We start from the raw sequence: 24112 nt of genomic DNA, 5'->3' as shown, positions 1-24112 counted from the left end.
TGGATCCGGTTCGGCGATCGACCATCGATCCGAACCGCGAATGGGCTCTCAACCTTTTTGGACGCTCATCCGCTGTAGAGGAGACCAGATCGATCAGGCTCATCGAACCCGTATCGGGCCACAGGTCACGCCACACCAAATGCATTGCGCTCGCGGTTCAGTTCACGAAATCAATTTTTGTCCTTGACGCCTCAGCCGACCATCACCACCCTAAGTTGTTGGATACGCATTCCAATCACATCGGGTGCTGTTCCGCGCCGATGCCAGGCGCACGTTCTCTCCTTCATGTGATGGGAACCACAACGCACTCCGATAGTTGAATAGATTGAGGAACCATCCGGCAGCCAGAACGGCTTTGAGGGCGGAATATCATGCGCGAGAATCAGTCCGACGTCTTCGACCTGTTTTCGGAGATTTATGCGAACGAGGGCCAGGAGGAAATCAGTCTCCAGCAGTACCTACTTGCCTGCCGGGAGGACAAATCGATGTATGCCTCGGCGCCTGAACGGATGGTCGAGGCAATCGGCGAGCCTAACCTGATCGACACCAGCAAGGACGAGCGACTAGGCCGCATTTTCTCGAACCGCACCGTCAAGATCTATCCATCCTTCTCCGACTTCTACGGCATGGAGGATACGATCGAGCGCATTGCCGGATATTTCCGCTATGCCTCCCAGGGACTCGAGGAGCGCAAACAGATCCTCTACCTCCTCGGCCCTGTCGGCGGCGGCAAATCCTCTCTGGCCGAACGGCTGAAGAGACTGATGGAGGAACGCCCGATCTACACGCTGAAGGCCGGCAACCAGGTCAGTCCGGTTTTCGAATCGCCACTCGGCCTTTTCAATCCCGATCGCATGGGCGACCTGCTGGAAGATAAATACGGGATAGCCCGGCGCCGTCTCAATGGGCTCATCTCACCCTGGGCGGCCAAGCGACTTGACGAATTGTCCGGCGACATTTCGAAATTCAGCGTGGTCAAGTTGAAGCCTTCGCGGCTGCGCCAGGTCGCCATCGCCAAGACGGAGCCTGGCGACGAGAACAATCAGGATGTCTCGGCCCTGGTCGGCAAAGTCGATATCAGGCAACTGGAAAATTTCAGCCAGTCCGATCCGGACGCGTATTCATACAGTGGTGGACTGAACCGAACCACCCAGGGCCTGCTCGAGTTCGTCGAAATGTTCAAGGCGCCCATCAAGGTCCTGCATCCGCTGCTGACCGCGACCCAGGAGGGCAGCTACAACGGTACCGAGAATTTCGGTGCCTTCCCCTATCAAGGCATCATCGTGGCCCATTCCAACGAGTCGGAATGGCAGCAGTTCAAGAACAACAAGAACAACGAGGCTTTCCTCGATCGCATCCTCGTGGTCAAGGTGCCGTATTGTCTGCGGATAACTGAAGAGAAACATATCTACGAAAAGCTGCTGCGGGAGAGCGAATTGGCCAACAGTTCCTGTGCCCCCGAGGTGCTGGACATTCTCAGCCGATTTACCGTCTCGACCCGCTTGGCCAAGCACGACAATTCGCCGCTCTACACCAAGATGCGCGCCTATGACGGCGAGAACCTCAAAGAAATCGATCCAAAGGCGAAACCGGTTCAGGAATATCGCGATGCCGCCGGCGTCGACGAGGGCATGGCCGGCGTCAGCACGCGCTTTGCCTTCAAGATCCTGTCGCAGACCTTCAACTATGACACCGAGGAGGTGGCTGCCGACCCCGTACATCTCATGTACATCCTCGAGGAGGCAATCAAACGCGAACAGTTTCCGAAGGAGACGGAAGCGGACTACCTGGAATTCATCAAGTCCGAGCTGGCGGCGCGGTATGCCGAGTTTATCGGCCACGAAATCCAGAAGGCCTATCTGGAATCGTACAGCGAGTACGGCCAGAACCTTTTCGATCGCTACATCGCCTATGCCGATGCCTGGATCGAGGATCAGGACTATAAGGATCCCGACACCGGTCAAATCCTCAACCGCGAGGTTCTGGACAATGAACTGTCGCAGGTCGAAAAACCGGCCGGCATTGCCAATCCCAAGGACTTCCGCAACGAGGTGGTGAAGTTCACATTGCGCGCCCGTGCGAGAAACCATGGCCGCAACCCGGCGTGGACAAGTTACGAAAAGCTGCGGGAAGTCATCGAGAAGCGCATGTTCGGCCAGGTCGAGGACCTTCTGCCGGTGATCAGCTTCGGCTCCAAGCAGGATAGCGTCACGGAAAAGCGGCACAATGAATTCGTGCAGCGCATGGTCGAGCGCGGCTACACCCAGCGGCAGGTGCGTCGCCTTGTGGACTGGTACATGCGGGTGAACAGGGCGGGTTGAGAGAGCCCGGGTGGTTCCATGCCGATCTTCATCGACCGTCGCCTGAACCCGAAGGACAAGAGCCTCGGCAATCGCCAGCGCTTTCTCAGGCGTGCACGCGAGGAACTGAAGCGGAGCATACGCGATCAGATCCGCACCGGCAGGATCGCCGACGCCGATGCCGAGCACGCTGTGCCCATGCCGGAGAGCGGCACTGACGAACCGAGTTTCAACAACGCCCGCAACAGCGGCAGGCGCCAGCACATCCTGCCGGGCAACAGGCATTTCTCTCCTGGAGATCTGCTCCCTAAGCCCGGCGGCGGCGGCGCGGGAGGGGCGTCCGCGGGGAATACAGCGTCTGAAGACGACTTTCGTTTCGTGCTGTCGCGTGAAGAGGTGCTCGATCTTTTTTTCGAGGATCTCGAACTCCCAGATATGGTCAAGCTCAACCTCAAGGAGATCCTTGCATTCAAGTCGCGCCGGGCTGGCTTCGCCGCCACCGGCTCACCGACCAACATCAATGTTGTGCGCACCATGCGTAACAGCCACGGCCGCCGCATTGCGCTGAGGCGTCCTAAGCAGGAGGAGTTGGACGCGATCCTCAAGGAAATCGCCGCGCTTGAGTTGGTGCCATCCAGCGTGGCGGCGCGCCAGCGCATTGCGGCATTGAGGGAGGAGCTTGACCGGCTGGAGCGGCGGCGCAGGCGAATTGCCTATGTCGATCCGGTCGACATCCGCTTCAACCGCTTCGATCCCCGACCTGTGCCGAATGCCAATGCCGTCATGTTCTGCCTGATGGATGTGTCCGGCTCGATGGGTGAACGCGAAAAGGATCTGGCAAAGCGCTTCTTCGTACTGCTGCACCTGTTCTTGAAACGGCGCTACGAGCGCATCGAGATCGTCTTCATCCGCCACACGCATCTGGCCCAGGAGGTCGATGAGGAAACATTTTTCTACAACACGCAAAGTGGCGGCACTGTCGTTTCCACCGCGCTGGAGGAAATGCACCGAATTATTGATGCACGTTACCCCGCCCACGAGTGGAACATCTACGCTGCCCAGGCCTCCGACGGTGACAATTTCGGCGGCGATTCCGAGCGATGCATAGCATTGCTCAACGGCAAGCTCATGCGGTTGTGCCAGTATTTTGCCTATGTCGAGATCATCGACGAGCGTGAAGCCCATATCTTCGGCTCGACCGAAAACGGGACATCGCTATGGCGTGCCTATAGCGAAATCGACCTGAAATGGTCGAACTTCCAGATGAGCCGCATCGCCACGCCCGCGGATATCTACCCGGTTTTTCGCCAACTCTTCGGCAGACAGCCGGCTTCCCTCAAGGTTGCATGAGGGGATTCAATGGCCAGACAAGCCGGTAAATCCAGCCTGCTTTTTTCAGGGTCCGATTGGGATTTCAAGACATTGTCGAGGACCTATGACACGATCGAGGCAATCGCGATCGAAGAGCTTCATCTCGACACCTACCCGGTGCAGATGGAGATCATCTCGTCCCAGCAGATGCTCGACGCCTATTCATCGGTCGGCATGCCACTGATGTACCGTCACTGGTCTTTCGGCAAACATTTCCTCCACCACGACCTGCTCTATCGTAAGGGCGGTCGAGGGCTTGCCTATGAACTGGTCATCAATTCCAATCCGTGCATCGTCTATCTGATGGAGGAAAACACCATGGCCCTGCAGGCCTTGGTGACGGCCCATGCTGCGCTCGGGCATAATCATTTCTTCAAGAACAATCAGCTGTTCAAGCAGTGGACGGACGCCGGGGCGATCCTCAACTACCTGGATTTCGCCAAGGGCTATATTGTCCGCTGCGAGGAGCGGCATGGCCTCGCCGCCGTAGAGGCTGTTCTTGATTCCGCCCATGCGCTGATGGCGCAAGGCGTGTTCCGCTATCACCGGCCACCGAAGCTGTCGTCGGAACGGCAGCGTGAAGGACTTCGCGAGCGCCTCGAATACGAAGAGCAAACCTATAATGATCTGTGGCGTACGCTGCCACCGTCGCAGCAAAAGGCTAACGACAAGAGAGAAGACCCGGAGCGGAAGAAATCGCTCAACCTTCCCGAGGAAAACCTGCTTTACTTCCTGGAAAAGAACAGCCTGGTCCTGGAGCCCTGGCAGCGTGAGATCGTCAGGATCGTTCGCGTCATAGCACAATATTTCTACCCACAACGGCAAACGCAGGTGATGAACGAGGGCTGCGCCACTTTCGTCCACTATACGCTGATGAACATGCTGTACGATCGCGGCCAGATCAGTGAAGGCGCCATGCTGGAAATCCTGCGGAATCATTCCAACGTGGTCTTCCAACCGGCCTACGACGATCCGCGGTTTTCGGGCATCAACCCTTACGCTCTCGGCCTCGATATGATGCAGGACATCAAGCGCATTTCGACCGAACCGACGGCCGAGGACCGCGATTGGTTTCCCGACTTCGCCGGCCGCGGCAACTGGCTAGAGGTCCTGCTCGACGCCTGGGCAGATCACCGCGACGAGTCCTTTATCCGTCAATATCTCAGTCCGAGTTTGATCCGGAAATGGCGGCTCTTCGTGCTCGGCGACGCTGCCGACCAACCGCATTTCGAGGTAGCCTCGATCCACAACGAACGCGGCTATGCCAAGGTCCGCGCCGCGCTTGCCCACAGCTACGAGATCGGAGCGAACCAACCGGACATCCAGGTAATGGATGTCGATCTGCTCGGTGACCGGCATTTGAGACTGCAGCACAAGGTCAATAACGGCATTCTTCTCGAGGAGGCCAGCCGTGACGCCACGCTTCGTCACATCCGCAGGCTTTGGGGTTACGAGGTCAGCTTGGCGGCCGTCGACGCTGAGACGGGCGCGGCGATCCACGAACGCTCGACGAGCCAGATCGCAGAATGAGGCTCCGTGGGCTGGTTTTCATGGCGTCAAAGTGCTCAGCGGTCCTGGGCGACATGCATGATCACGCGACTTGAATCGAATGGCCTCGCTGTCTTCGTTTCGACGGGACGCGCTTTTTAAGCGTCGCCGGCTGGCCTGATCCTCAGCCTGGCAATCCGGTTCTTGTCGCGCTTCATAACGGTGAAGCGCTTGCCGTGGAATGTGAAAGCCTGCTTCTCCTCAGGGATCGATTGCGTCTCGTGGATAACGAGGCCGGCAATGGTGGTCGCCTCCTCATCCGGCAGGTTCCAGTCGAGCGCCCGGTTCAGGTCGCGGATCGGCACCGTGCCGTCGACGACGACGGAGCCGTCGGCCTCCTGCTTGACGCCTTGGATGTCGACATCGTGCTCGTCCGCGATCTCGCCGACGATCTCCTCGATGATGTCCTCCAGCGTCACCAGCCCTTCGACTTCGCCATATTCGTCGACGACGACGGCGAAATGCGCCTTGCGGCGAAGGAAGGCGTTAAGCTGTTCCTGCAACGTCGTGGTGTCGGGCACGAACCATGGTTTCGAGGCGATCTTCATCACGTCGATCCTGGAGAAGTCGTTGCCGACTTCATTCAAGGCGCGCAACAGATCCTTGGCGTGCAGCACGCCGACGATGTTGTCGAGCGAGCCTTTCCACAACGGCATCCGGGTGTGCGGGCTCTGCAGGATCTCGCGCACCACCGCCTCCGGCGCATTGTCGGCGTTGACCGAGCGCATGTTGGTACGGTGGACCATGATGTCGGAGACTTCGAGTTCGGCGAGGTCGAACAGTCCGCCGACGCGATCACGGTCCTCGCGCACCACCTGGCCGTCGCGGCGGAAATCGTCGACCGCGCCGCGCAACTCATCCTGGGTGGAGCGCCGCGGCTCGATGCGCGACAGCTCATAGCCGAAAGCGGCAAGCAGGCGCGTGCGCAAGGCAACGACCAGCAGGAGGAGGACGGCAAGGACAGCGACGACGATAAAGCCGGTCTCGTTCATCTCCGAGTGCTTTCCTTCGGGCTCGGATGGTTCTCCCTGAGGAACGACAGAACTTCCGAGGCCGGCACGTCCTTGGCGATGAAGGCTTGGCCGATGCCGCGCGTCAGGATGAAGGTCAGCGCGCCGCGCGACACCTTCTTGTCCTGGGTGATGAAGGCAAGCAGGGTTTCGGCGTCCGGCAAATCGCCCGGGATATCGGCCATGCGCCAAGGCAGGCCGACGGTGCGCAGATGTGCCTCGACGCGTGCGGCATCGTCGGGACTGGCCAGGTTGAGCCGCGACGAGAACCGATGTGCAAGGGCCATGCCAATGGCGACACCCTCGCCATGGACGAGGCGGGATCCGTCATACAGGGTGGCGGCTTCCAGTGCGTGGCCGAACGTGTGGCCGAGATTGAGCAGCGCGCGGTCGCCGGTCTCGAACTCGTCGCGCGCAACGACGTCGGCCTTGGCCCGGCAGGCTTCGGCAATGGCCTGCGCCCTCTCCGGTCCGCCGGCAAAAACCTGGCCCCAGTTCTCTTCCAGCCAGGCGAAAAACTCCGGCCGGTCGATGAGCCCATATTTGGCGAGTTCGGCATAGCCGGCGCGGAATTCGCGGATCGGCAGCGTGTCGAGCACTCCGGTGTCGGCCAGCACCAGCTTCGGCTGATGGAAGACGCCGACAAGGTTCTTGCCGCGCGCACTGTTGATGCCGGTCTTGCCGCCGACGGAGGAATCGACCTGCGCCAGCAGCGAGGTCGGGATCTGCACGAAATTCATGCCGCGGCGCACGATGCCGGCTGCAAAGCCGGCAAGGTCGCCGATAACGCCGCCGCCCAAGGCGATGACAATGTCGCCGCGCTCCAGTTTCGCAGCCAGCACGCCATCCACCACCTCTTCGAGATGGGCAAAGCTCTTGGTCTTCTCGCCGGGCGGCAGCGTGATGACGGCCGACTCTATACCGCCCGTTTCGAGGCCGGCCTTCAGCACATCGAGATGCGCTGCCGCGACATTGGCGTCGGTGATCACAGCGGCGCGGGTGCCCGGCAGGCGGCGCGAAATCTCCGCGCCGGCGCGTGACAGCAGTCCCGACCCGATCAGGATGTCATAGGTCCGCTCGCCGAGGCCGACTTGGACAATGACTGGCTGATCCAGGCTCATGATCTGACCTCGCCAGTCGCGGCAGTCTCATCGATGCCGAAATGCCGACACAGCGCCTCCACCACCTCGGTTGCGATGATCTCCTTGCGATCGTCGCGGGTCGGCACCGTGACATCGGATGTCGCATAGACCGGATAGCGCTCGCTCATCAGCCGCTCCAGCACAGCGCGGGGATCGGCGCTTTTCAATAGCGGCCGGTTCTGCTTCTTGGAGACGCGGTCCATCAAAAGGTCGAGTTCGGCCTTCAGCCACACCGACACGCCGTGCGCAGCGATCGCCTCGCGCGTCTGCGCGTTCATGAAGGCGCCGCCGCCCGTCGACAACACTTGTGGGCCATTTTCCAGCACGCGCAGGATGACGCGCTGCTCCAGCGCTCTGAATTCGGTCTCGCCGTAGCGCTCGAACAGCTCCGGAACGGTCATGCGCGAGACGCTTTCGATCTCCTGGTCGCTGTCGATGAAGGGCAGCGACAGCATCGTCGCCACCTTGCGGCCGATCGCCGTCTTGCCGGCGCCCATCAACCCGACAAAGACGATGGAACGGCTGCCCAGCCGACCGAGCAGCACGGCGTGGGTCTCGTCTGGAGGATTTGCTGGCAGCGCGTTCATCGGATGTATCGAGGGCCCTCTTTGCCGGCGTATCGACATGAAAAGCCCGTTTGCGTCAAGCGTGGCAAGCACGTTGGACCCGATATGAGCTGACGGGGTCTGCATCGGAAGTTCCTGACAGGCCTCAGCTTCTTCCTTGAATTGGTCTGATTGGCGTCCCATAAGGGGACAGGGTTTGGAAACGCAGAACAAGAAGACGGGCGAAAATTGATGCCGACACTGTTTCGCTTTGTCGTGATAATAGCGATTCTGGCCGGCATTGCCTATGGTACGATGTTCGCGCTGGTGATGTTCGTGGAGCCCAAGAAGGGTGAAATAAGCGTGCGCATCCCTCCGGAGAAGCTCAATCCCAAGAAAAGTTGAACGACAAGAAACGTTGAATGAACAGCGCCGCCCGCATCGAAGCCTTTTTGGAAATGATGAGCGCCGAGCGGGGTGCGGCCGAGAACACGCTTTCCTCCTACCGCCGTGACCTCGAAGACGCCTCTGGCGAGATCGATGGCGGGCTCGCCGGCGCGACCGCCGCCGATATCCGCGCCTATCTCGACGACATCGCCGCGCGCGGCTTCGCCGCCACGTCGCAGGCGCGCAAACTGTCAGCGATCCGCCAGTTCTTCAAATTCCTCTACGCCGAAGGCCTGCGCGGCGATGACCCGACCGGCACGTTGGACAGCCCGAAAAAGCGCCGTCCGCTGCCCAAGACGATGAGCGAGGCCGACACCGGCCGGCTGATCGACCGCGCGGCACTTGAGGCCGGCGATCCCAGTCTCGGCAACGATGCCCGGCTGGGCAAGAGTGAGTGGCTGGCGGCACTGCGGCTGCATGCGCTGGTCGAGGTGCTTTATGCCACCGGCCTGCGCGTTTCCGAGCTGGTTGGCCTGCCGGTGACGGTGGCGCAGCGCGACGACCGCTTCTTCATGGTGCGCGGCAAGGGCGACAAGGAGCGTATGGTCCCGCTCTCGCTCAAGGCGCGTGCGGCGATGAAGACGTGGCTTGCCGCCCGCGCCAAGATTCCAGCTTTCGCCGACAGTCCGTTCCTGTTTCCCGCCGCATCCGACAGCGGCTATCTCTCGCGCCAGGTCTTTGCTCGCGACCTGAAAGGGCTTGCGGCAAGGGCCGGCATCGCCTCGGCGAAGATCTCGCCGCATGTGTTGCGCCATGCTTTCGCCAGCCACCTCCTGCAGAACGGCGCCGATCTCAGGGCCGTGCAGCAGTTGCTCGGCCATGCCGACATATCGACGACACAGATTTACACCCATGTGCTGGAGGAGCGGCTGGTGCGGCTGGTCAACGATCATCATCCGCTTGCCGACTAGGCCTCATATCGCTATGTGAGGACGACGTTTCACCGCCCGGAGCCTTGGATTCAAGGGTTCCGTCAGCCATTGCCTTCCGATGTATCGGTCCGCTCACGCATGTATAATTACCTCGATTTCGAAAAGCCGGTGCAGGACCTCGAGGGCAAGATCCTCGAGCTGAAGAAGCTCGCCGAGAATGGCGAAGCGGTCGATGTCGGCGACGAGATCAGCCGGCTCGAGAAGCGCTCCCGCGATGCGCTGCGTGACGCTTACAAGGCGCTGACGCCATGGCAGAAGGTGCAGGTCGCTCGCCATCCCGACAGGCCGCATTGCGTCGACTACATCAAGGGCCTGTTCAACGATTTCACGCCGCTGGCAGGCGACCGAAATTTCGGCGAGGACCAGGCGATCGTCGGCGGCTTCGCCCGCTTCCGCGGCGAGCCTGTTGCCATCATCGGCCAGGAAAAGGGTTCCGACACGACCAGCCGCCTGAAGCACAATTTCGGCTCGGTGCGGCCGGAAGGCTACCGCAAGGCGGTGCGGCTGATGGAACTCGCCGACCGGTTCAGCATCCCGCTGCTGACGCTGGTCGACACCGCCGGCGCCTATCCCGGCGTCGGCGCCGAGGAGCGCGGCCAGGCGGAAGCCATTGCCCGTTCGACCTCCGCATGCCTTAGGCTCAGGGTGCCGTCGATCTCGGTTGTCATCGGCGAGGGCGGCTCAGGCGGCGCCATCGCCATCGCCACTGCCAACCGCGTCTACATGCTCGAACACTCCATCTATTCGGTGATTTCGCCGGAGGGCGCGGCCTCGATCCTGTGGCGCGACACGACGCGATCCAAGGACGCGGCGACGAACATGAAGATCACCGCCCAGGATCTTCTTGAGCTGAAGATTATCGACGCCATCATTCCCGAGCCGCTCGGCGGCGCGCACCGTGGCGCCGAAACCGTGATCGCTGCGACCGGCGACCTCATCGCCAGGACGATGAAGGAATTTGCCGGCGCCAACACTGATTTCCGCGAGCAGCGCCGCGAGAAATACCTGGCAATGGGCCGCAGCCTTTAGATCATGATCCGGTCCCGGCGCCACAATGTGGCGGCGCGGAGCATTTTCGCCACAAAAATGCCGCTGCATTCGGCTCAATGAGACTGCCGCTGGGGGATGCGTCGGCACTTGCGGTAAGGAATTTGTTAGGGTTAACGGGCTTAGGGTCCGTCCACGTTCAGTGCAGTAGCCGGGCATGAATTGCCCTCGCGCCAGAGAAAAGACGATATCCGCAGCCATGTTCGCCAAGCTTGCCCGCACCGGAATCCTGATAACCGCCCTCGGCGTTGCCGGCTGCAACAATTCATCGATGAAGGATTTCGCGCCGGAGGCCAACAAGCCGCTGCCCGACAAGATCCTCGCCGACATGAGGGCCAAGGGTATGGTCCGCACCTCGTCGGTGATGGCCCGCATCTTCAAGGAAGAGGGCAAGCTCGAAATCTGGAAGGCCAAGACCAACGGCCGCTACGACATGGTGGCCAGCTACGACATCTGCAAATGGTCGGGCAAACTCGGGCCGAAATACACCGAAGGCGACCGCCAGGCGCCGGAAGGCTTCTACACGGTGCGTCCGGCGCAGATGAACCCGCGTTCGAACTACCATCTGTCGTTCAATATCGGCTATCCCAACGCCTATGACCGCGCCAATGGCCGCACCGGCTCCAATTTGATGGTGCACGGCGCCTGTTCGTCGTCGGGCTGCTATTCGATGACCGACGCGCAGATCGAGCAGATCTATGCCTTCGGCCGCGACGCTTTCCAGGGCGGCCAGACCGAATTCCAGATCCAGGCGTTTCCGTTCCGCATGACCGCCGCCAACATGGCGCGCTACCGCAATGATCCGAATTACGAATTCTGGAAGATGCTGAAAGTCGGCTACGACAATTTCGAGATCACCAAGGTGCCGCCGAAGGTGGATGTCTGCGAGAAGCGCTATGTCTTCAACCAGGTTGCCGCCGACGGCCAGACATTCGATCCGACCGGTGCCTGCCCGGTGACGACGCAGCCTGATTCGCTGAAAAGCGCCTACAATTCCTACATGAGCACCTACGACGCGGCGTTCAGCGGCGCGGTCAAGGCCAGCGTGCCGGCGCCCAAGCCGACCATCGCTGGCGTAAAGGAAGCCAGCATCGTTTCCGACTGGTCCAAGCGCAGGGCGCGCGGCGAACGCGTGCCGATCGACCCGCCGTCGCTCAACAACGACGGCTCCGTCACCGAGACGACGCGCATGGGCCGTATCGATTCGCCGGCCGGCCGCAAGATGGCCGCACTCGACGCCGAAAAAGCCGCCAAACAGAAGGCCGAGGAGCAAAGGCTGGCGGCCATAGAGGTGGCCAAGCAAGCCAAGGAAGCCGCCAGGGCGCAGGCTCTGGCTGAAAAGGAGGCCGAGAAGGCCGCCAAGGAAGCCCCTGTCGCCACCGCCACCGTCACACCCCCTTCCGAAGCCGCGCCAGTGGCAGAAACGCAAGCGGCGAGTGCCGACGAGAGCCGGGTGACAAAGCTGAAGAACAAGCTGCTCGGCATGTTCGGCGGCTGATTCACCGTGGCTGACCGCGCCGCTGTCTATGACCTCAGGGGGCTGAACTGTCCCCTGCCCGTGCTCAAGGCCAAGAAGCGTCTCGCCGGGATGCAACCGGGCGGACGGGTCTGGTTAGAGACCACTGATCCGCTCGCCGTCATCGACATTCCGGCATTCTGCTCCGACAACGGCCACCAACTCATCGAAGCGTCAGCGGTTTCAGGCGGCCATCGCTTCTTGGTCGAACGGGGCGAGCCACAACCATAGAGGTCAACGCCCGGCAATCGCCAGCGGGTTGTTTTCCAGCGCCGCGCGGTCGGGTGTATCGATCGACGGCCGGTTGGTGAAGGCGGCGAACAGCCGGCGGATATAGTCTTCCGACATGTCGAGCGTGATCAGCACTAGCCGCGTGCCACGCTGGCCATCGGGCCAGGCCGGCAATTGCACCGGCGGATGCAGGATTTTCTGCACGCCATGGATCACCAGCGGCCGTGATGGGTCTTCGCTGAGTTCGATGACGCCCTTCATGCGCAGCAGATGCTCGCCATGCGTCGAACGCAGCAGGTCGAGAAACATTTCGATGGCTGAAAACGGTACCGGGCCATCATGCACCAGCGAATAGGACCGCACACGCGAATCGTGGCGATGGCCGTGACCGCGGCCATGCTCGTGATCATGCCCGTCATGATCATGATGGTGGTCGTGATCGTGCGCCGCTTCGTCGCCGAGCCAGCGCCGCACATCGGCGGATTTGGTGGAGGGATTATAGAGGCCGCAGTCGAACAGCGCCGCCACGCCTGTCCCCGTGTCGCCGGCGTCGAACAATTCGGCGCCCGGATTGATCTCCCGCAGTCGCGCCCGCAGCGTTTCCAGTTCATGCGGATCGGTGACCAAATCGGCTTTGCTGAGCACGATACGATCGGCGACGGCAACCTGCTTGACCGCCTCGACATGGGCATCGAGCGTCGCTTCCCCGTTGACGGCGTCGACCAAAGTGATGACGCCGTCGAGCCGAAAGGCCTGGACCAGCGCCGGGTGCGCCATGATCGACTGCAGCACCGGCGCCGGGTCGGCCAGCCCCGTTGTTTCGACGATGACACGGGCGAGCCGGGCGATGCGGCCGGTCTGTAGCCGGTCGACCAAGTCGGCCAGCGTGTCGACCAGTTCGCCGCGCACCGTGCAGCACAGGCAACCATCGGAAAGCTGGATGATGCCGTCGGAAGACTGCTCAACCAGCAAATGGTCGATCGCCACCTCGCCGAACTCGTTGATGATGACCGCCGTGTCGGCCAGCGCCGGATCCTTCAACAGCCGGTTGAGCAGCGTCGTCTTGCCGGCGCCGAGAAAACCGGTCAGCACCGAGACGGGGATCGGGAAGCCGCTCATTGGTCTCTATCTGTCTGTCTGAGCATGGTCTCTTCCGAAAACGTACCAAGTTTCGCTGTCACGGACCTTCGGTTCGGGATCGGGCTCTAGTTCGCGACCTTGACTGGCTGGTCGCCCTGCGCGGCGGAGCCGGCAATCTTCGGGCCCGGGCCGGCCGGTGCCGGTCTGTCGGGCCGCCAACTCGGAATAGGCACGTCGGCGTAGTCCTGGCCGCCCTGGTCGAGAATAGCTTTCGGCGCTGGACCCGTGGCGCCGCCAAGGCCGACGGCAACCAGCGTCGGCACATGGTCGAGCTTTTTCTGATAGGTCGATTTCGGCACGTTCTTGGCAACAACTGGCGGCGCTTCGGACTGTTCCTGACGCGCCTTCTTCTTGCAGATCTCGTCATGCATGTCGTTGGGCGAGACCAGATCGCCGTAGGGCGCCAGCGTGGTGACGGTGTCCGAGCCGGCGGCAGGCGTGTCAAATCCCTGGTCCAGCAATCGCGCGGCGGTCTCGGCACGAGTGACCGCCGACTTTTCGCCAAGCACCACCGCGACCAGCGTGCGCCCGTTGCGGGTCGCCGACCCGATCATGTTGAAGCCGGAGGGGCAGACAAAGCCGGTCTTCATGCCGTCGGCGCCGGGATAACGGCCGATCAAGAGATTGTAGTTGGGAATAGCCTTCTTGCCGACGGCAAGTCCTTCTATCGAAAACCAGGACGCATATTCCGGGAACTCGCGCCGGATGGCCATCACCAGGACGGCGAGGTCGCGTGCCGTCGTGTACTGGTCGGGCGAATAGAGCCCGTTAGGATTGACGAAATGCGTGCCGTTCATGCCAAGCCGCGTCGCCTCGGCATTCATCCGATCGGCAAAGGCTGCCTGGGAACCGCCGACATTTTCGCCGACGGCCATCGCGATGTCGTTGGCCGATTTGACCAGCATCATCTTCAGCGCATTGTCGAGCCGCATCACGGACCCTGGCTTGAAGCCCATCTTGCTTGGCGGCTCGGAGGCGGAGTGTTTCGTTACAGTGATCGGCGAATCGAGCTGGACCTCGCCGGCCGCGATCGCCCGAAAGGTCACATAAGCGGTCATCAGCTTGCTCAGCGACGCCGGATACCAGCGCTTGAATGCATCCTGATGCTGCAGGATCTTGCCGGTGCCCAGGTCGAACACAATCACCGGATTGGCCAGCGCCGGCCCGACCAGGACCGACAGCGCTATTGCGCCAGCCGAGAATAGCTTGAGGAAATGCCTATGCCGCATGATCAAATCCGAAATCGCCTCTTGCCGTAGTCGCCCCTGGCTCCGTAAGATTTCGTTACGCGATCGCCAGCATAATGGTCCGACCCTCAAAAACCGGACCGCATTGATGCGGTGCTATTTACCCTATGTGACGCCAAGATGGCAAAGTGCCTGGCGATCACAATTGCAAGCAGCGGACAACAGTCCGCTTGTCCCAACAGCGAGATGGAACCACCATGCCAATCCTGAACCGTGCCGCCGAAATGCAGGACGAAGTTGCTGGCTGGCGCCAGCACCTGCACCAGACGCCAGAACTCAACTTCGACGTCTTCAAGACCGCCGCCTTCGTCACCGAGAAGCTGAAAGCCTTCGGTTGCGACGATGTGGTCACCGGTCTCGGCAAGACCGGCGTCGTTGGCATCATTCGCGGCCGCCAGGGCGAAGGCCCCACCATCGGCCTGCGCGCCGACATGGACGCGCTGCCGCTCAACGAGATATCAGGCAAGCCCTACGCCTCCACCGTTCCCGGCAAGATGCATGCCTGCGGCCATGACGGCCACACGGCAATGCTTTTGGGTGCCGCGAAATATCTCGCCGAGACCCGCAACTTCACCGGCTCCGTCGCGGTGATCTTCCAGCCGGCGGAGGAAGGTGGCGGCGGCGGCAACGAGATGGTCAAGGACGGCATGATGGACCGTTTTGACATTTCCAAAGTGTTCGGCATGCACAATATGCCGGGCCTGCCTGTCGGGCAGTTCGCCATTCGCCCAGGCCCGATCATGGCCGCAACCGCCGAATTCACCATCACCGTGCGCGGCAAGGGCGGCCATGCGGCGATGCCGCACGGCACGATCGACCCGATCGTAATCACCAGCCAGCTGGTCGGTGCCTTGCAGACGATCGCCTCGCGCAGCACCGACCCGGTTGAGGCCGTGGTGGTGTCGGTGACCAAGTTCCACGCCGGCGATGCCTACAACATCATCCCGGAAACCGCCGAAATCGCCGGTACGGTGCGCACCTTGCGCAAGGAAATCGCCAAAAAATCGGAAGAGCGCATCCGAACCATCTGTGCCGGGCTGGCGACCGCCTTTGGGGCCAGGATCGAGGTCGACTACCAGGCAAATTACCCCGTGACCTTCAACCACGCGGAAGAAACGATCTTTGCCAGCGATGTCGCAATCGGTGTCGCCGGCGATACCCATGTCCACCGCGGCATCCAGCCGGTGATGGGCGGCGAGGATTTTTCCTACATGCTGGAAGCCCGCCCAGGCGCCTTCATCTTCATCGGCAATGGCGACACCGCCGGTCTCCACAACCCCGCCTACGATTTCAATGACGAGGCGATCCCGCACGGCATGAGCTATTGGGTGAAGCTGGCGGAAACGGCGCTGGCCGCCTGATTGTTCTCAGCTAAGAGGCTAGCCGAATTGCGTTCGGCCTGCCTCTTGGCGAAACGATCCGAAGCGGCTATGTGTCTGGCCGCGTGGTCCCGTAGCTCAGTAGGATAGAGCGGCAGATTCCTAATCTGTAGGTCACAGGTTCGATTCCTGTCGGGATCACCAATGCTTTCAAGGACTTAGCGAGAAACCCGCCGTATTTTTTTTCGAATTTTTTGCGAATTTAGTACGGCGAATTTCTTAGACCTTCAGACTCCTGGCAGGCCTACCCAAGAATCAAGGGCCTAAATCCGTGGCGAAGCGGGGAGGCACGATTGCGGAAGCTGCTATCGCAGTTGTGTGCGTCGAGTTCCGCAAAATGGCGTGGCAGTAGCTGTGACGTCGGCATGTCCGCGGCGCAGCTCCCGTATTTAGTGGAGCGGCGGACACATGACGGTCCTCAGGCGGCCAATGCTCTCAGGCTCTCCTTCTTGTGCTCACGCAGATGATCCATGTTGAGCTCCACCCTCGCCGTCTCGCTGCGATCCTTCGCGTAGCGGCTGAGATCGCGACTCACCCGATGAATTACCCGAGACTTTGACTGGCGAGGGCGTAGGTCACCGGTGCAACTGCACCGCGGACGGCAAAATCGGCGAGGCGTTTGCCCATCGACATGGTGAGCACCGTGTCGAAAACAGGCATTCCGCTGTGCGACAAAAAGGCAGCGAACTCGCCATGGTCCATGTGGGTGTCGATCCGCAGGAAAGACCCCGAATGGTCGGCAACGTGCGGCCGGACGATCACCACGGCGTCGGCGTCGCTTTCCGCCACGACCGGCCCCACGACGTGGCCCCGTCCGAACGGCCGGCAGAGCGCGAATGCGCTCAGCCTGCCATCCTTGAAAAGACCGTAGCCGGCCGAGTGTGCGAAAAGTCTTTCGATGAGGGCCGCCCGCCTCACGCCAAATCCTGCAGCGTCGAGCGCTATTGCTGCGGGAATGTCCCTGGCTTCCAAAGTCCGGACATCACCTCGAATAGGTCTGTCCGTTGGTTGCAGGCGGGCGATGCCCTGGCAATGATAAACGGTCTTCTCTGGCTGGAAGTCGAGCGAGAGATAGAGCCGCCTTGCCGCACGCGTTGCGTTGAGACGCAGATCGCAGCCAACGACGTTCTCGAAGACCCGCTTCATCAGCCATTGCCCCGCTCCCAGCGTCTGGAGCCGCGGCGAGGTGATGACCATGCCCACGGTTGCGAAATCGGTACCGTGGGCGAACCACATGGCCGAGCCGAGAACCCGGTCGATCTCGTCGAGCGCCACGAACCCCTCTCCCGATTGGCGCAAGAACTGCCAATCCTCGGCGCGATGCGGCCATCCCACGGAGAGCGATAGCGCGTGCAAGCGGTCCAGCTCGACGCTTTGGATGTCGTCGATCCGCATCGAGAAGGTATCGATTTTCAAGCTCTCGGAAGGCTTCAAGTCCATGCCCCTGAAAGATTACCACGCCAGAGCGGCCATTCTCTGCCGCCACGCTAAACGAGCAGACCGGTAAGATTTGCTCAAATGCCGCGCAGCAACGCAAGATTCAACTGAAACATTTCAGCTTTCGGCACGCAATCGCGAAAGAACGCGCACATCCTCTCTGGAAATCTAGCAGCAGATGGTCGACGGCACCGATCCCGGCGAACGCGAAACAGTTGAGGGCTGGAATGGACGTCTTCGACATCCTCGACCGTCTCGTCGCCTTTCCATCGGTCGCCGGTAGGCCGAACGCTGATATCGCCGGCTGGATAGCGACCTATCTCGCTGAACACGGAACCCAGGTTACCGTGCTTCCAGGGCCGGAAGGCGATCGTTCCAATCTTTTCGCGACGATCGGCCCCGCCGATGTCCCGGGCTACATGCTGTCGGGCCATATGGACGTTGTTCCCGCCAGCGAGCCGCAATGGAGTTCGGCGCCTTTTGCGCTGCGCAAGGAGGGCGAACGGCTCTACGGACGTGGCACCACGGACATGAAGGGGTTTCTTGCCACGGCACTCGCGGCCGTGCCCATGCTGGCGGGGCTGCGCCTCGCCAGGCCAATCCACCTCGCCTTCTCCTATGACGAGGAGGTGGGATGCCGCGGCGTGCCACACCTGATCGCCCGGCTTCCCGAGCTTTGCGCAAAACCACTCGGCGTCATCGTCGGCGAGCCGAGCGGCATGCGCGCCGTGCGCGGCCACAAGGGCAAGGCGGCCGCCCGTATAACCATCAAAGGGCGCCCCGGCCATTCTTCACGGCCTGATCTTGGGCTCAACGCCATTCATGCGATGTCCGAAGCGCTGACCGCGACTGTGAACGAAGCCGAGCGGCTGACGCACGGCCCGTTCAACTCCGCCTTCGAGCCGGCCTACTCCTCGTTGCAAGCGGGCGTGGTGGCGGGCGGACATCAGGTCAACATCATCCCCGACACCTGCACGCTGGACCTGGAGGCACGCGCCATACCTGGCGTCGACCCGGCAAGCCTGCTGGCGCCTGTAAGAGCGCGCGCAGAGGCCCTTGCGGCCAATGGCTTTCGCATCGAGTGGACACCGATGAGCGCCTATCCGGCGCTGTCGCTGCCGCAGGATGCGCCGCTTGCGGGACTGCTGCGCGAATTGACCGGCGAGGTGCCACTCGCCGCCGTCAGCTACGGCACGGAGGCCGGACTTTACCAGGCCGCGGGGTTCGAGGCGATCATCTGCGGCCCCGGCGACATAGGCCGCGCCCACAAGCCGGACGAATACATTCTCGCCAGCGAACTCGCCGCCTGCCAGCGATTGATCGAGACACTGGGCGCCCGTTGCGCGACTTGAAGGGGCAGCCAGAATGACATTCCTGTTCAATTCGGATGCGCCCCGCGGGGCGATCTTCGCCGATGTCTTCGCGAGAGACCTGCCGGACGTCCCCTTCGCGACCAATGCCGCAACGGTCGATCCCGAGGCCGTGCGGTACCTGATCAGCTGGACCGTGCCGGACAAGCTCGCCCGCTACAGGAACCTGGAAATCCTGTTTTCCATCGGCGCCGGCGTCGATCAGTTTCGCCTCGATGCGGTGCCTACGAACGTGAAGATCGTGCGCATGATGGAGGAAGGCATCGTGCGCATGATGCAGGAGTATGTAACGCTGGCCGTGCTTGCGCTGCATCGCAACCTGCCGGCCTATCTGGCGCAGCAGCGCGCCGGCGAATGGCAAGATATTGCCCAACTTCAGGCCGGGTCGCGCCAGATCGGCGTGCTTGGCCTTGGGCAGCTCGGCGAGGCCGTCCTCGACCGATTGAAGCCCTTCGGGTTCCCACTTGCCGGATGGAGCCGCTCGCCGCGGCAGATCGAGGGCGTGACCTGTTATCATGGCGAGCCTGGGCTGGAACAGATGCTCGCGGCCAGCGACATACTGGTCTGCCTGCTGCCGCTGACCGAGGAGACGCGAGGTTTCCTCGATGCCGACCTGTTTGCGAAGCTGCCCAAGGGGGCGGCGCTCGTCCACGCTGGCCGGGGGCCGCAGCTCGACCACGAGGCGCTTCTCGCCGCGCTCGACCGCGGCCAACTCTCGGCGGCGATGATCGACGTCACAGATCCCGAACCACTGCCGGCGGGCCATCCGTTCTGGTCGCATCCTAAGATCATTCTGACCCCGCATATCGCCAGCGTCACCCAGCCCGCCGGCGCCGCACAGGCCGTTGTCGAAAACATCAGGCGTTACCGCGCCGGTCTTGACCTCATCGGGCTGGTCGACCGGTCGCGCGGCTATTGAAGTTCAACATGAAAGGCCATCCCTTGTCCCTGCTCAAGACCGTCGACACCAGTCCTGCCTTCCAGCCGCGCGAATCCGGGGCGCTGCCTGAACGGCTGATTTCCGGCAACCCCGCCTTCAAGACCTGGACGCAGGATGTCGCCAAGGGCGACCTCGTCCATACCGGTGTCTGGGAGGCGACGCCTGGGGAAACGCGTTCGATCAAGGGCGACACTTTCGAGTTCTGCCACATCCTCTCCGGCGTGATCGAAATCACGCCCGACGGCGGCAAGCCGGAGACCTACCGCGCCGGCGACAGCTTCGTGATGAAACCTGGCTTCACCGGGATTTGGAAGACCATCAAAACGGTACGCAAGATCTACGCAACTGTGGGGTAGCGGGAGTGCGCGAAGCGCCGGCCTCCGCAACAGATTTTGCCGTCTGTCATCGCCGGCACACAACAATCATCCGCGACCGATCGCCGAACGGTGCATGCTGCGCTGCTGCCCGCGCTAGGCTCCCGCAGAACATTCCAGAGTGGGTGCCATGAGCCTGAGCTTCGACCCGGATACCGTCTCCCTTCCCGTCGGCCATTTCATCGGGGGCGAACTGGTCGCGGCCGAGGGTGCGATCGAGTTGCGCCGACCGTCGGACGGCAAGGTGTATGCCGCCTGCCCAGTGGCCGGCGTCGATATTGTCGACCGTGCCGTGGAAAGCGCCAAGGCGGCGCTGAAGTCCAGCAACTGGAGCAATGTTCGCCCGCGCGAACGGACGAAGGCACTCCAGACCTGGGCCGACCTGATCGAGGCGGAAGCCGAAACGCTGGCCAGGATCGAGGCGCTGTGCTCGACGCGGCCCGTCGGGCAGCTCGTCGCCGGCGACATCGCCATAACCGCCGAACAGATCGGCTTCTTTGCCGAGTTCGCCGACAAGGAAGGCAGCGAGCTTGTGCCGACCGACAACGTCAGTCTCGGCATGATCATGAGCGAGCCCTATGGCGTGGTCGGCGCGATCACGCCCTGGAATTTTCCCATCTCGATGGCGGGATGGAAGCTTGCGCCCGCATTGGCCGCGGGCAATGCGGTCATCCTCAAGCCGTCGGAAATGACGCCTTATTCGGCGGTCTTTATGGCGCAACTCGCCGTTAGAGCGGGCCTGCCGGCAGGACTCGTGAACGTGGTGCTGGGGGACGGTCCGACGACAGGCACGGCGCTGACCGGCCATCCCGAGATCGCCAAGATCTCCTTCACCGGCTCGACCCGCGCCGGATCGGCAATCATGGAGAATGTCGCCCGCACCGGCGTCAAGCCGATGACGCTGGAACTCGGCGGCAAGAGCCCGCAGATCGTTTTTGCCGATGCCGATCTGGACAAGGCCGCAATGGCCATCGCCGGCAGCGTCACCTTCAATGCCGGTCAGGCCTGCGTGGCCGGCACGCGCCTGATCGTCGAGAGGAGCGTGGCCGCCAATTTGACGGCCGCCATCCTGGAGCGGATGAAAGCTGTGCGGCCCGGCCCGACCTGGGACGAGGCGACACAGTATTCGCCTGTCATCTCGGAGCGGCAGCGGGCGCGTATCGACGGCATCGTCAAGGCCGCGGTCGAGGCAGGCGCCGAATGCCTGACCGGCGGCAACGTCATTGACAATCCCGGCTATTTCTATGAGCCGACGCTGATCGCAAATGTCGACCACCCCAATCCGGCGATCGTCGAGGAGATCTTCGGCCCGGTCCTGACCATCCAGACCTTCGAGACCGAGGAGGAGGCGCTGGCGCTATCCACCCATCCAACCTACGGGCTGGCTTCCGGCCTGTTCACCTCCGACCTGTCCCGTACGATCCGCTTCGCGCGCAAGCTCGAAGCCGGCACTGTCTGGGTCAACCGCTACAGCCGCTCGCGCGACCATATCCTGCCGACCGGCGGCTACAAGCGCTCCGGCATCGGCAAGGATCTCGGCCGCGAGGCCTATCACGCCAACCGCAGGACCAAGAGCGTCCTGATCAGCCTGTAGAGAGATGTCGATGAAGTCCTATTCGATCGCCCTGATCCCCGGTGACGGCATCGGCAGCGATGTGACCGCCGCCGCCTGGACGGTGCTGGAGACCGCAGCCAAACGCGCGGGCTTTGCCTTGACCGGAACCGAATTCCCGTGGTCCTGCAAATTCTTCAAGGAAACCGGCCGTATGATGCCCGAGGACGGCATCGAGACCTTGCGCGGCTTCGACGCCATTCTTCTCGGCGCCGTCGGCTGGCCGGCGGAGGTGCCGGATTCCGTTTCGCTGCACGGTCTCCTGCTGCCGATTCGCAAGGCGTTCGTGCAATATGCAAACATCCGGCCGCACCGCCTGCTGCCGGGCGTGACCGGCCCGCTGCGCACTGAAAACTTCGACATATTGTGCATCCGCGAGAACACCGAAGGCGAATATTCCGGTGCCGGCGGGCGCGTGCATCAAGGCACGCTGGACGAGGTCGCCGTGGAGACCTCGATCTTCACCCGCGCCGGCGTCGAGCGCATCCTGCGCTTCGGCTTCGAGCAGGCGCGGTCGCGTCGGGGCAAGGTGGCCTCGGTCACGAAGTCCAACGCGCAGAAATACTCGATGGTGTTCTGGGACGAGATCACGCGAAAGGTGGCTGCGGACTATCCTGATGTCGAAGTCACCAGCTATCATGTCGATGCGCTCGCAGCGCGCATGATCATGGCGCCGGAGAGCCTCGACGTGGTCGTCGCCTCCAACCTCTTCGGCGACATCCTGACCGATATCGGCGCGGCGATCCAGGGCGGGCTCGGCTACGCCGCCTCGGCCAACATCAATCCCGGCCGCTCGGCGCCGTCCATGTTCGAGCCGGTACACGGCTCGGCGCCCGACATCGCCCATCTCGGCATCGCCAATCCGATAGCCGCCATCTGGTCCGGCGCCATGATGCTCGATCATCTCGGTGAAAAGACTGCGGCCGACCGCGTTGTGAAAGCGGTCGAAGCCGCAACCGCCAGGGGCATAGGCACCATCCCCGGCAAGGACCGGACGGAGGCCATTACGGCCGCCATCGTCGCTTCCCTCACCTGATTGCAAGGTCGTTTTTCGATGAAAAACCTGAAGGACAAAAGTCTCTTCCGCGAAGCCGGCCTGATCGGCGGCCAGTGGGTCGCAGCCGGCTCCGGCAGGACGGTCGACGTCATCGATCCGGCGGCCCAGGCGGCGATCGGCACGGTGCCCGACATGGCCGGTCCGGACGCCCGCGCGGCCATAGAGGCCGCGGCTTCCGCCTATCGCGATTGGAGAAAGAAAACCAACGCCGAGCGCGCAGTCCTCCTGGAGGCCTGGCATGGGCTGATGCTGGCGCACCTGGACGATCTGGCGTTGATCCTGACGACTGAACAGGGCAAGCCGCTGGACGAGGCCAGGGGCGAGATCCGTTACGGCGCTTCTTTCGTCAAATGGTTCGCGGAGGAGGCGCGCCGCATCAATGGCCACACAATCCCCTCGCCCACGTCCGACCGCCGCATCATCGTCCTGAAGGAACCGGTAGGCGTTTGCGGTATCATCACACCATGGAACTTTCCCAATGCGATGATCACCCGCAAGGTCGCGCCGGCGCTGGCCGCCGGCTGCACGGTGGTCATCAAGCCGTCAGAGTTCACGCCCTATTCGGCGCTGGCGCTCGGCGTGCTTGCCGAGCGCGCCGGCATCCCCGCCGGCGTCATCAACATCGTCACTGGCATGCCAGCCGAGATCGGCAACGAGATCATGGCGAACGAGGCCGTTCGCAAGATCTCGTTCACCGGTTCGACGCGGGTCGGTTCGCTGCTGATGCGCGGTGCGGCCGACAGCGTGAAGCGGCTCAGCCTCGAACTCGGCGGCAACGCGCCCTTCATCGTCTTCGATGATGCCGATCTCGAGCTCGCCATCGAGGGCGCGCTGGTCTCCAAGTTCCGCAATGGCGGCCAGACCTGCGTCTGCGCCAATCGCATCCTCGTCCAGGCCGGTGTCTATGAAGCCTTCGCCGAGAAGCTTTCCGCCCGCGTCAACGCCATGACGGTGGGGCCGGGCACGCAGCCAGGCGTCGCCATCGGGCCGATGATCAACACGGCAGCGGTCGAGAAGATAAACCGCCATGTCGAGGACGCACTCGCCAAAGGTGCTGCGATCGTCACAACCAGGCCAGCATTGCCCGCCGGCCTTCAGTACGTCGCGCCACTGGTGCTGACCGGCGCCACAAAGGACATGCAACTTGCCGGCGAGGAAACGTTCGGCCCTGTCGCGCCACTTTTCCGCTTCGAGACGGAAGAGGAGGCGATCACGCTGGCCAACGGCACGCCCTACGGGCTTGCTTCCTACTTCTACACCGAAAACCTGAAACGCGCCTGGCGCGTCGGCGAGGCGCTGGAGTTCGGCATGGTCGGTCTCAACACCGGCTCTGTGTCGATGGAAGTGGCCCCCTTCGGCGGCGTCAAGCAGTCCGGCCTCGGGCGTGAAGGGGCGCAGGCCGGCATCGAGGAATATCTCGAGATGAAGAGCTTCCACATCGGTGGGCTGGGCTGAGGCAATTTGGCT

Annotated in this window: 21 protein-coding genes and 1 tRNA gene; 16 read left to right on the top strand and 6 right to left on the bottom strand. The window is 62.2% G+C overall.

Annotated elements, in window-relative coordinates:
- Positions 1 to 371: 371 nt before the first annotated feature.
- Genes NKI20_RS18375 through NKI20_RS18365 form a run of 3 tightly spaced genes read left to right on the top strand, consistent with a single transcriptional unit; the run spans position 372 to position 5201 of the window.
- Positions 372 to 2321: a PrkA family serine protein kinase gene (locus NKI20_RS18375; RefSeq protein ID WP_023757267.1), complete on the top strand. Its 1950-nt coding sequence runs from the start codon at positions 372 to 374 to the stop codon at positions 2319 to 2321.
- Between the two features lie 18 nt (positions 2322 to 2339).
- A complete protein-coding gene (locus NKI20_RS18370) occupies positions 2340 to 3650 on the top strand; it encodes a YeaH/YhbH family protein (RefSeq protein ID WP_352486365.1) in 1311 nt (436 codons plus the stop codon).
- 9 nt (positions 3651 to 3659) lie between these two features.
- A complete protein-coding gene (locus NKI20_RS18365; protein ID WP_352832740.1) occupies positions 3660 to 5201 on the top strand; it encodes a SpoVR family protein in 1542 nt (513 codons plus the stop codon).
- Between the two features lie 116 nt (positions 5202 to 5317).
- Here the strand turns inward: NKI20_RS18365 and NKI20_RS18360 are convergent, their stop codons facing one another.
- Genes NKI20_RS18360 through NKI20_RS18350 form a run of 3 tightly spaced genes read right to left on the bottom strand, consistent with a single transcriptional unit; the run spans position 5318 to position 7958 of the window.
- Positions 5318 to 6211, bottom strand: a complete 894-nt coding sequence (locus NKI20_RS18360) for an HlyC/CorC family transporter (protein ID WP_352832738.1) — start codon at positions 6209 to 6211, stop codon at positions 5318 to 5320.
- Positions 6208 to 7350: a 3-dehydroquinate synthase gene (aroB, locus tag NKI20_RS18355; protein WP_352832736.1), complete on the bottom strand. Its 1143-nt coding sequence runs from the start codon at positions 7348 to 7350 to the stop codon at positions 6208 to 6210. Before aroB ends, NKI20_RS18360 begins: the two co-directional genes overlap by 4 nt.
- Positions 7347 to 7958, bottom strand: coding sequence for a shikimate kinase (locus tag NKI20_RS18350; protein ID WP_352832733.1), 612 nt, complete (start codon positions 7956 to 7958; stop codon positions 7347 to 7349). The genes aroB and NKI20_RS18350 overlap by 4 nt, the downstream gene beginning before the upstream one ends.
- 210 nt (positions 7959 to 8168) lie before the next feature.
- Here NKI20_RS18350 and NKI20_RS18345 point away from each other — a divergent pair, with 210 nt between their 5' ends.
- The 5 genes from NKI20_RS18345 (at position 8169) to NKI20_RS18325 (ending at position 12089) form a co-directional block, all read left to right on the top strand.
- Entirely contained in the window at positions 8169 to 8321 is a 153-nt protein-coding gene (locus NKI20_RS18345; protein ID WP_023757273.1) for a hypothetical protein, read from the top strand.
- Between the two features lie 17 nt (positions 8322 to 8338).
- A complete protein-coding gene (locus NKI20_RS18340; RefSeq protein ID WP_352832729.1) occupies positions 8339 to 9274 on the top strand; it encodes a site-specific tyrosine recombinase XerD in 936 nt (311 codons plus the stop codon).
- 99 nt (positions 9275 to 9373) lie between these two features.
- Positions 9374 to 10324 carry an acetyl-CoA carboxylase carboxyltransferase subunit alpha gene (locus NKI20_RS18335; protein ID WP_023757275.1) on the top strand — a complete coding sequence of 317 codons (951 nt, stop codon included), beginning with the start codon at positions 9374 to 9376 and terminating at the stop codon, positions 10322 to 10324.
- A 217-nt stretch (positions 10325 to 10541) separates the two neighbouring features.
- Positions 10542 to 11840 carry a L,D-transpeptidase family protein gene (locus tag NKI20_RS18330; protein ID WP_352832725.1) on the top strand — a complete coding sequence of 433 codons (1299 nt, stop codon included), beginning with the start codon at positions 10542 to 10544 and terminating at the stop codon, positions 11838 to 11840.
- Positions 11841 to 11846: 6 nt separating this feature from the next.
- Positions 11847 to 12089, top strand: a complete 243-nt coding sequence (locus tag NKI20_RS18325; protein WP_352832722.1) for a sulfurtransferase TusA family protein — start codon at positions 11847 to 11849, stop codon at positions 12087 to 12089.
- A gap of 3 nt (positions 12090 to 12092) precedes the next feature.
- Here NKI20_RS18325 and NKI20_RS18320 read toward each other — a convergent pair whose 3' ends face one another.
- A complete protein-coding gene (locus NKI20_RS18320; protein WP_352832719.1) occupies positions 12093 to 13208 on the bottom strand; it encodes a CobW family GTP-binding protein in 1116 nt (371 codons plus the stop codon).
- Positions 13209 to 13294: 86 nt separating this feature from the next.
- A complete protein-coding gene (locus NKI20_RS18315) occupies positions 13295 to 14458 on the bottom strand; it encodes a D-alanyl-D-alanine carboxypeptidase family protein (protein WP_352832716.1) in 1164 nt (387 codons plus the stop codon).
- 215 nt (positions 14459 to 14673) lie between these two features.
- Here NKI20_RS18315 and NKI20_RS18310 point away from each other — a divergent pair, with 215 nt between their 5' ends.
- Together NKI20_RS18310 and NKI20_RS18305 are read left to right on the top strand one after the other, a co-directional pair.
- Positions 14674 to 15837, top strand: coding sequence for a M20 aminoacylase family protein (locus NKI20_RS18310; protein WP_352832713.1), 1164 nt, complete (start codon positions 14674 to 14676; stop codon positions 15835 to 15837).
- Between the two features lie 85 nt (positions 15838 to 15922).
- Positions 15923 to 15999 (top strand) — tRNA-Arg (locus NKI20_RS18305).
- Positions 16000 to 16398: 399 nt separating this feature from the next.
- On the opposite strand, the gene NKI20_RS18300 is transcribed toward NKI20_RS18305, so the two are convergent.
- Positions 16399 to 17295: a GNAT family N-acetyltransferase gene (locus NKI20_RS18300; protein WP_352832710.1), complete on the bottom strand. Its 897-nt coding sequence runs from the start codon at positions 17293 to 17295 to the stop codon at positions 16399 to 16401.
- Positions 17296 to 17519: 224 nt separating this feature from the next.
- Between NKI20_RS18300 and argE the strand changes: the two genes are divergently transcribed.
- The 6 genes from argE (at position 17520) to NKI20_RS18270 (ending at position 24100) form a co-directional block, all read left to right on the top strand.
- Positions 17520 to 18644 carry an acetylornithine deacetylase gene (gene argE, locus NKI20_RS18295; RefSeq protein WP_352832707.1) on the top strand — a complete coding sequence of 375 codons (1125 nt, stop codon included), beginning with the start codon at positions 17520 to 17522 and terminating at the stop codon, positions 18642 to 18644.
- A gap of 13 nt (positions 18645 to 18657) precedes the next feature.
- Positions 18658 to 19581 (top strand): 2-hydroxyacid dehydrogenase, encoded by a 924-nt coding sequence (locus NKI20_RS18290; RefSeq protein WP_352832704.1) that lies wholly within the window; start codon positions 18658 to 18660, stop codon positions 19579 to 19581.
- 23 nt (positions 19582 to 19604) lie between these two features.
- On the top strand, positions 19605 to 19958 hold the full coding sequence (locus tag NKI20_RS18285) for a cupin domain-containing protein (RefSeq protein WP_352832775.1): 354 nt from the start codon (positions 19605 to 19607) through the stop codon (positions 19956 to 19958).
- Positions 19959 to 20106: 148 nt separating this feature from the next.
- On the top strand, positions 20107 to 21570 hold the full coding sequence (locus NKI20_RS18280; RefSeq protein WP_352832701.1) for an aldehyde dehydrogenase family protein: 1464 nt from the start codon (positions 20107 to 20109) through the stop codon (positions 21568 to 21570).
- Positions 21571 to 21580: 10 nt separating this feature from the next.
- Positions 21581 to 22624, top strand: coding sequence for a tartrate dehydrogenase (locus NKI20_RS18275; protein WP_352832698.1), 1044 nt, complete (start codon positions 21581 to 21583; stop codon positions 22622 to 22624).
- An 18-nt stretch (positions 22625 to 22642) separates the two neighbouring features.
- Complete coding sequence (locus NKI20_RS18270; protein WP_352832695.1) at positions 22643 to 24100, top strand: NAD-dependent succinate-semialdehyde dehydrogenase; 1458 nt, start codon at positions 22643 to 22645, stop codon at positions 24098 to 24100.
- The last annotated feature ends 12 nt before the right edge of the window (positions 24101 to 24112 follow it).

Source organism: Mesorhizobium sp. M0830, assembly GCF_040319965.1.
In the GTDB taxonomy this organism is placed as follows: domain Bacteria; phylum Pseudomonadota; class Alphaproteobacteria; order Rhizobiales; family Rhizobiaceae; genus Mesorhizobium.
This window is presented reverse-complemented; position numbering and strand designations above follow the sequence as displayed.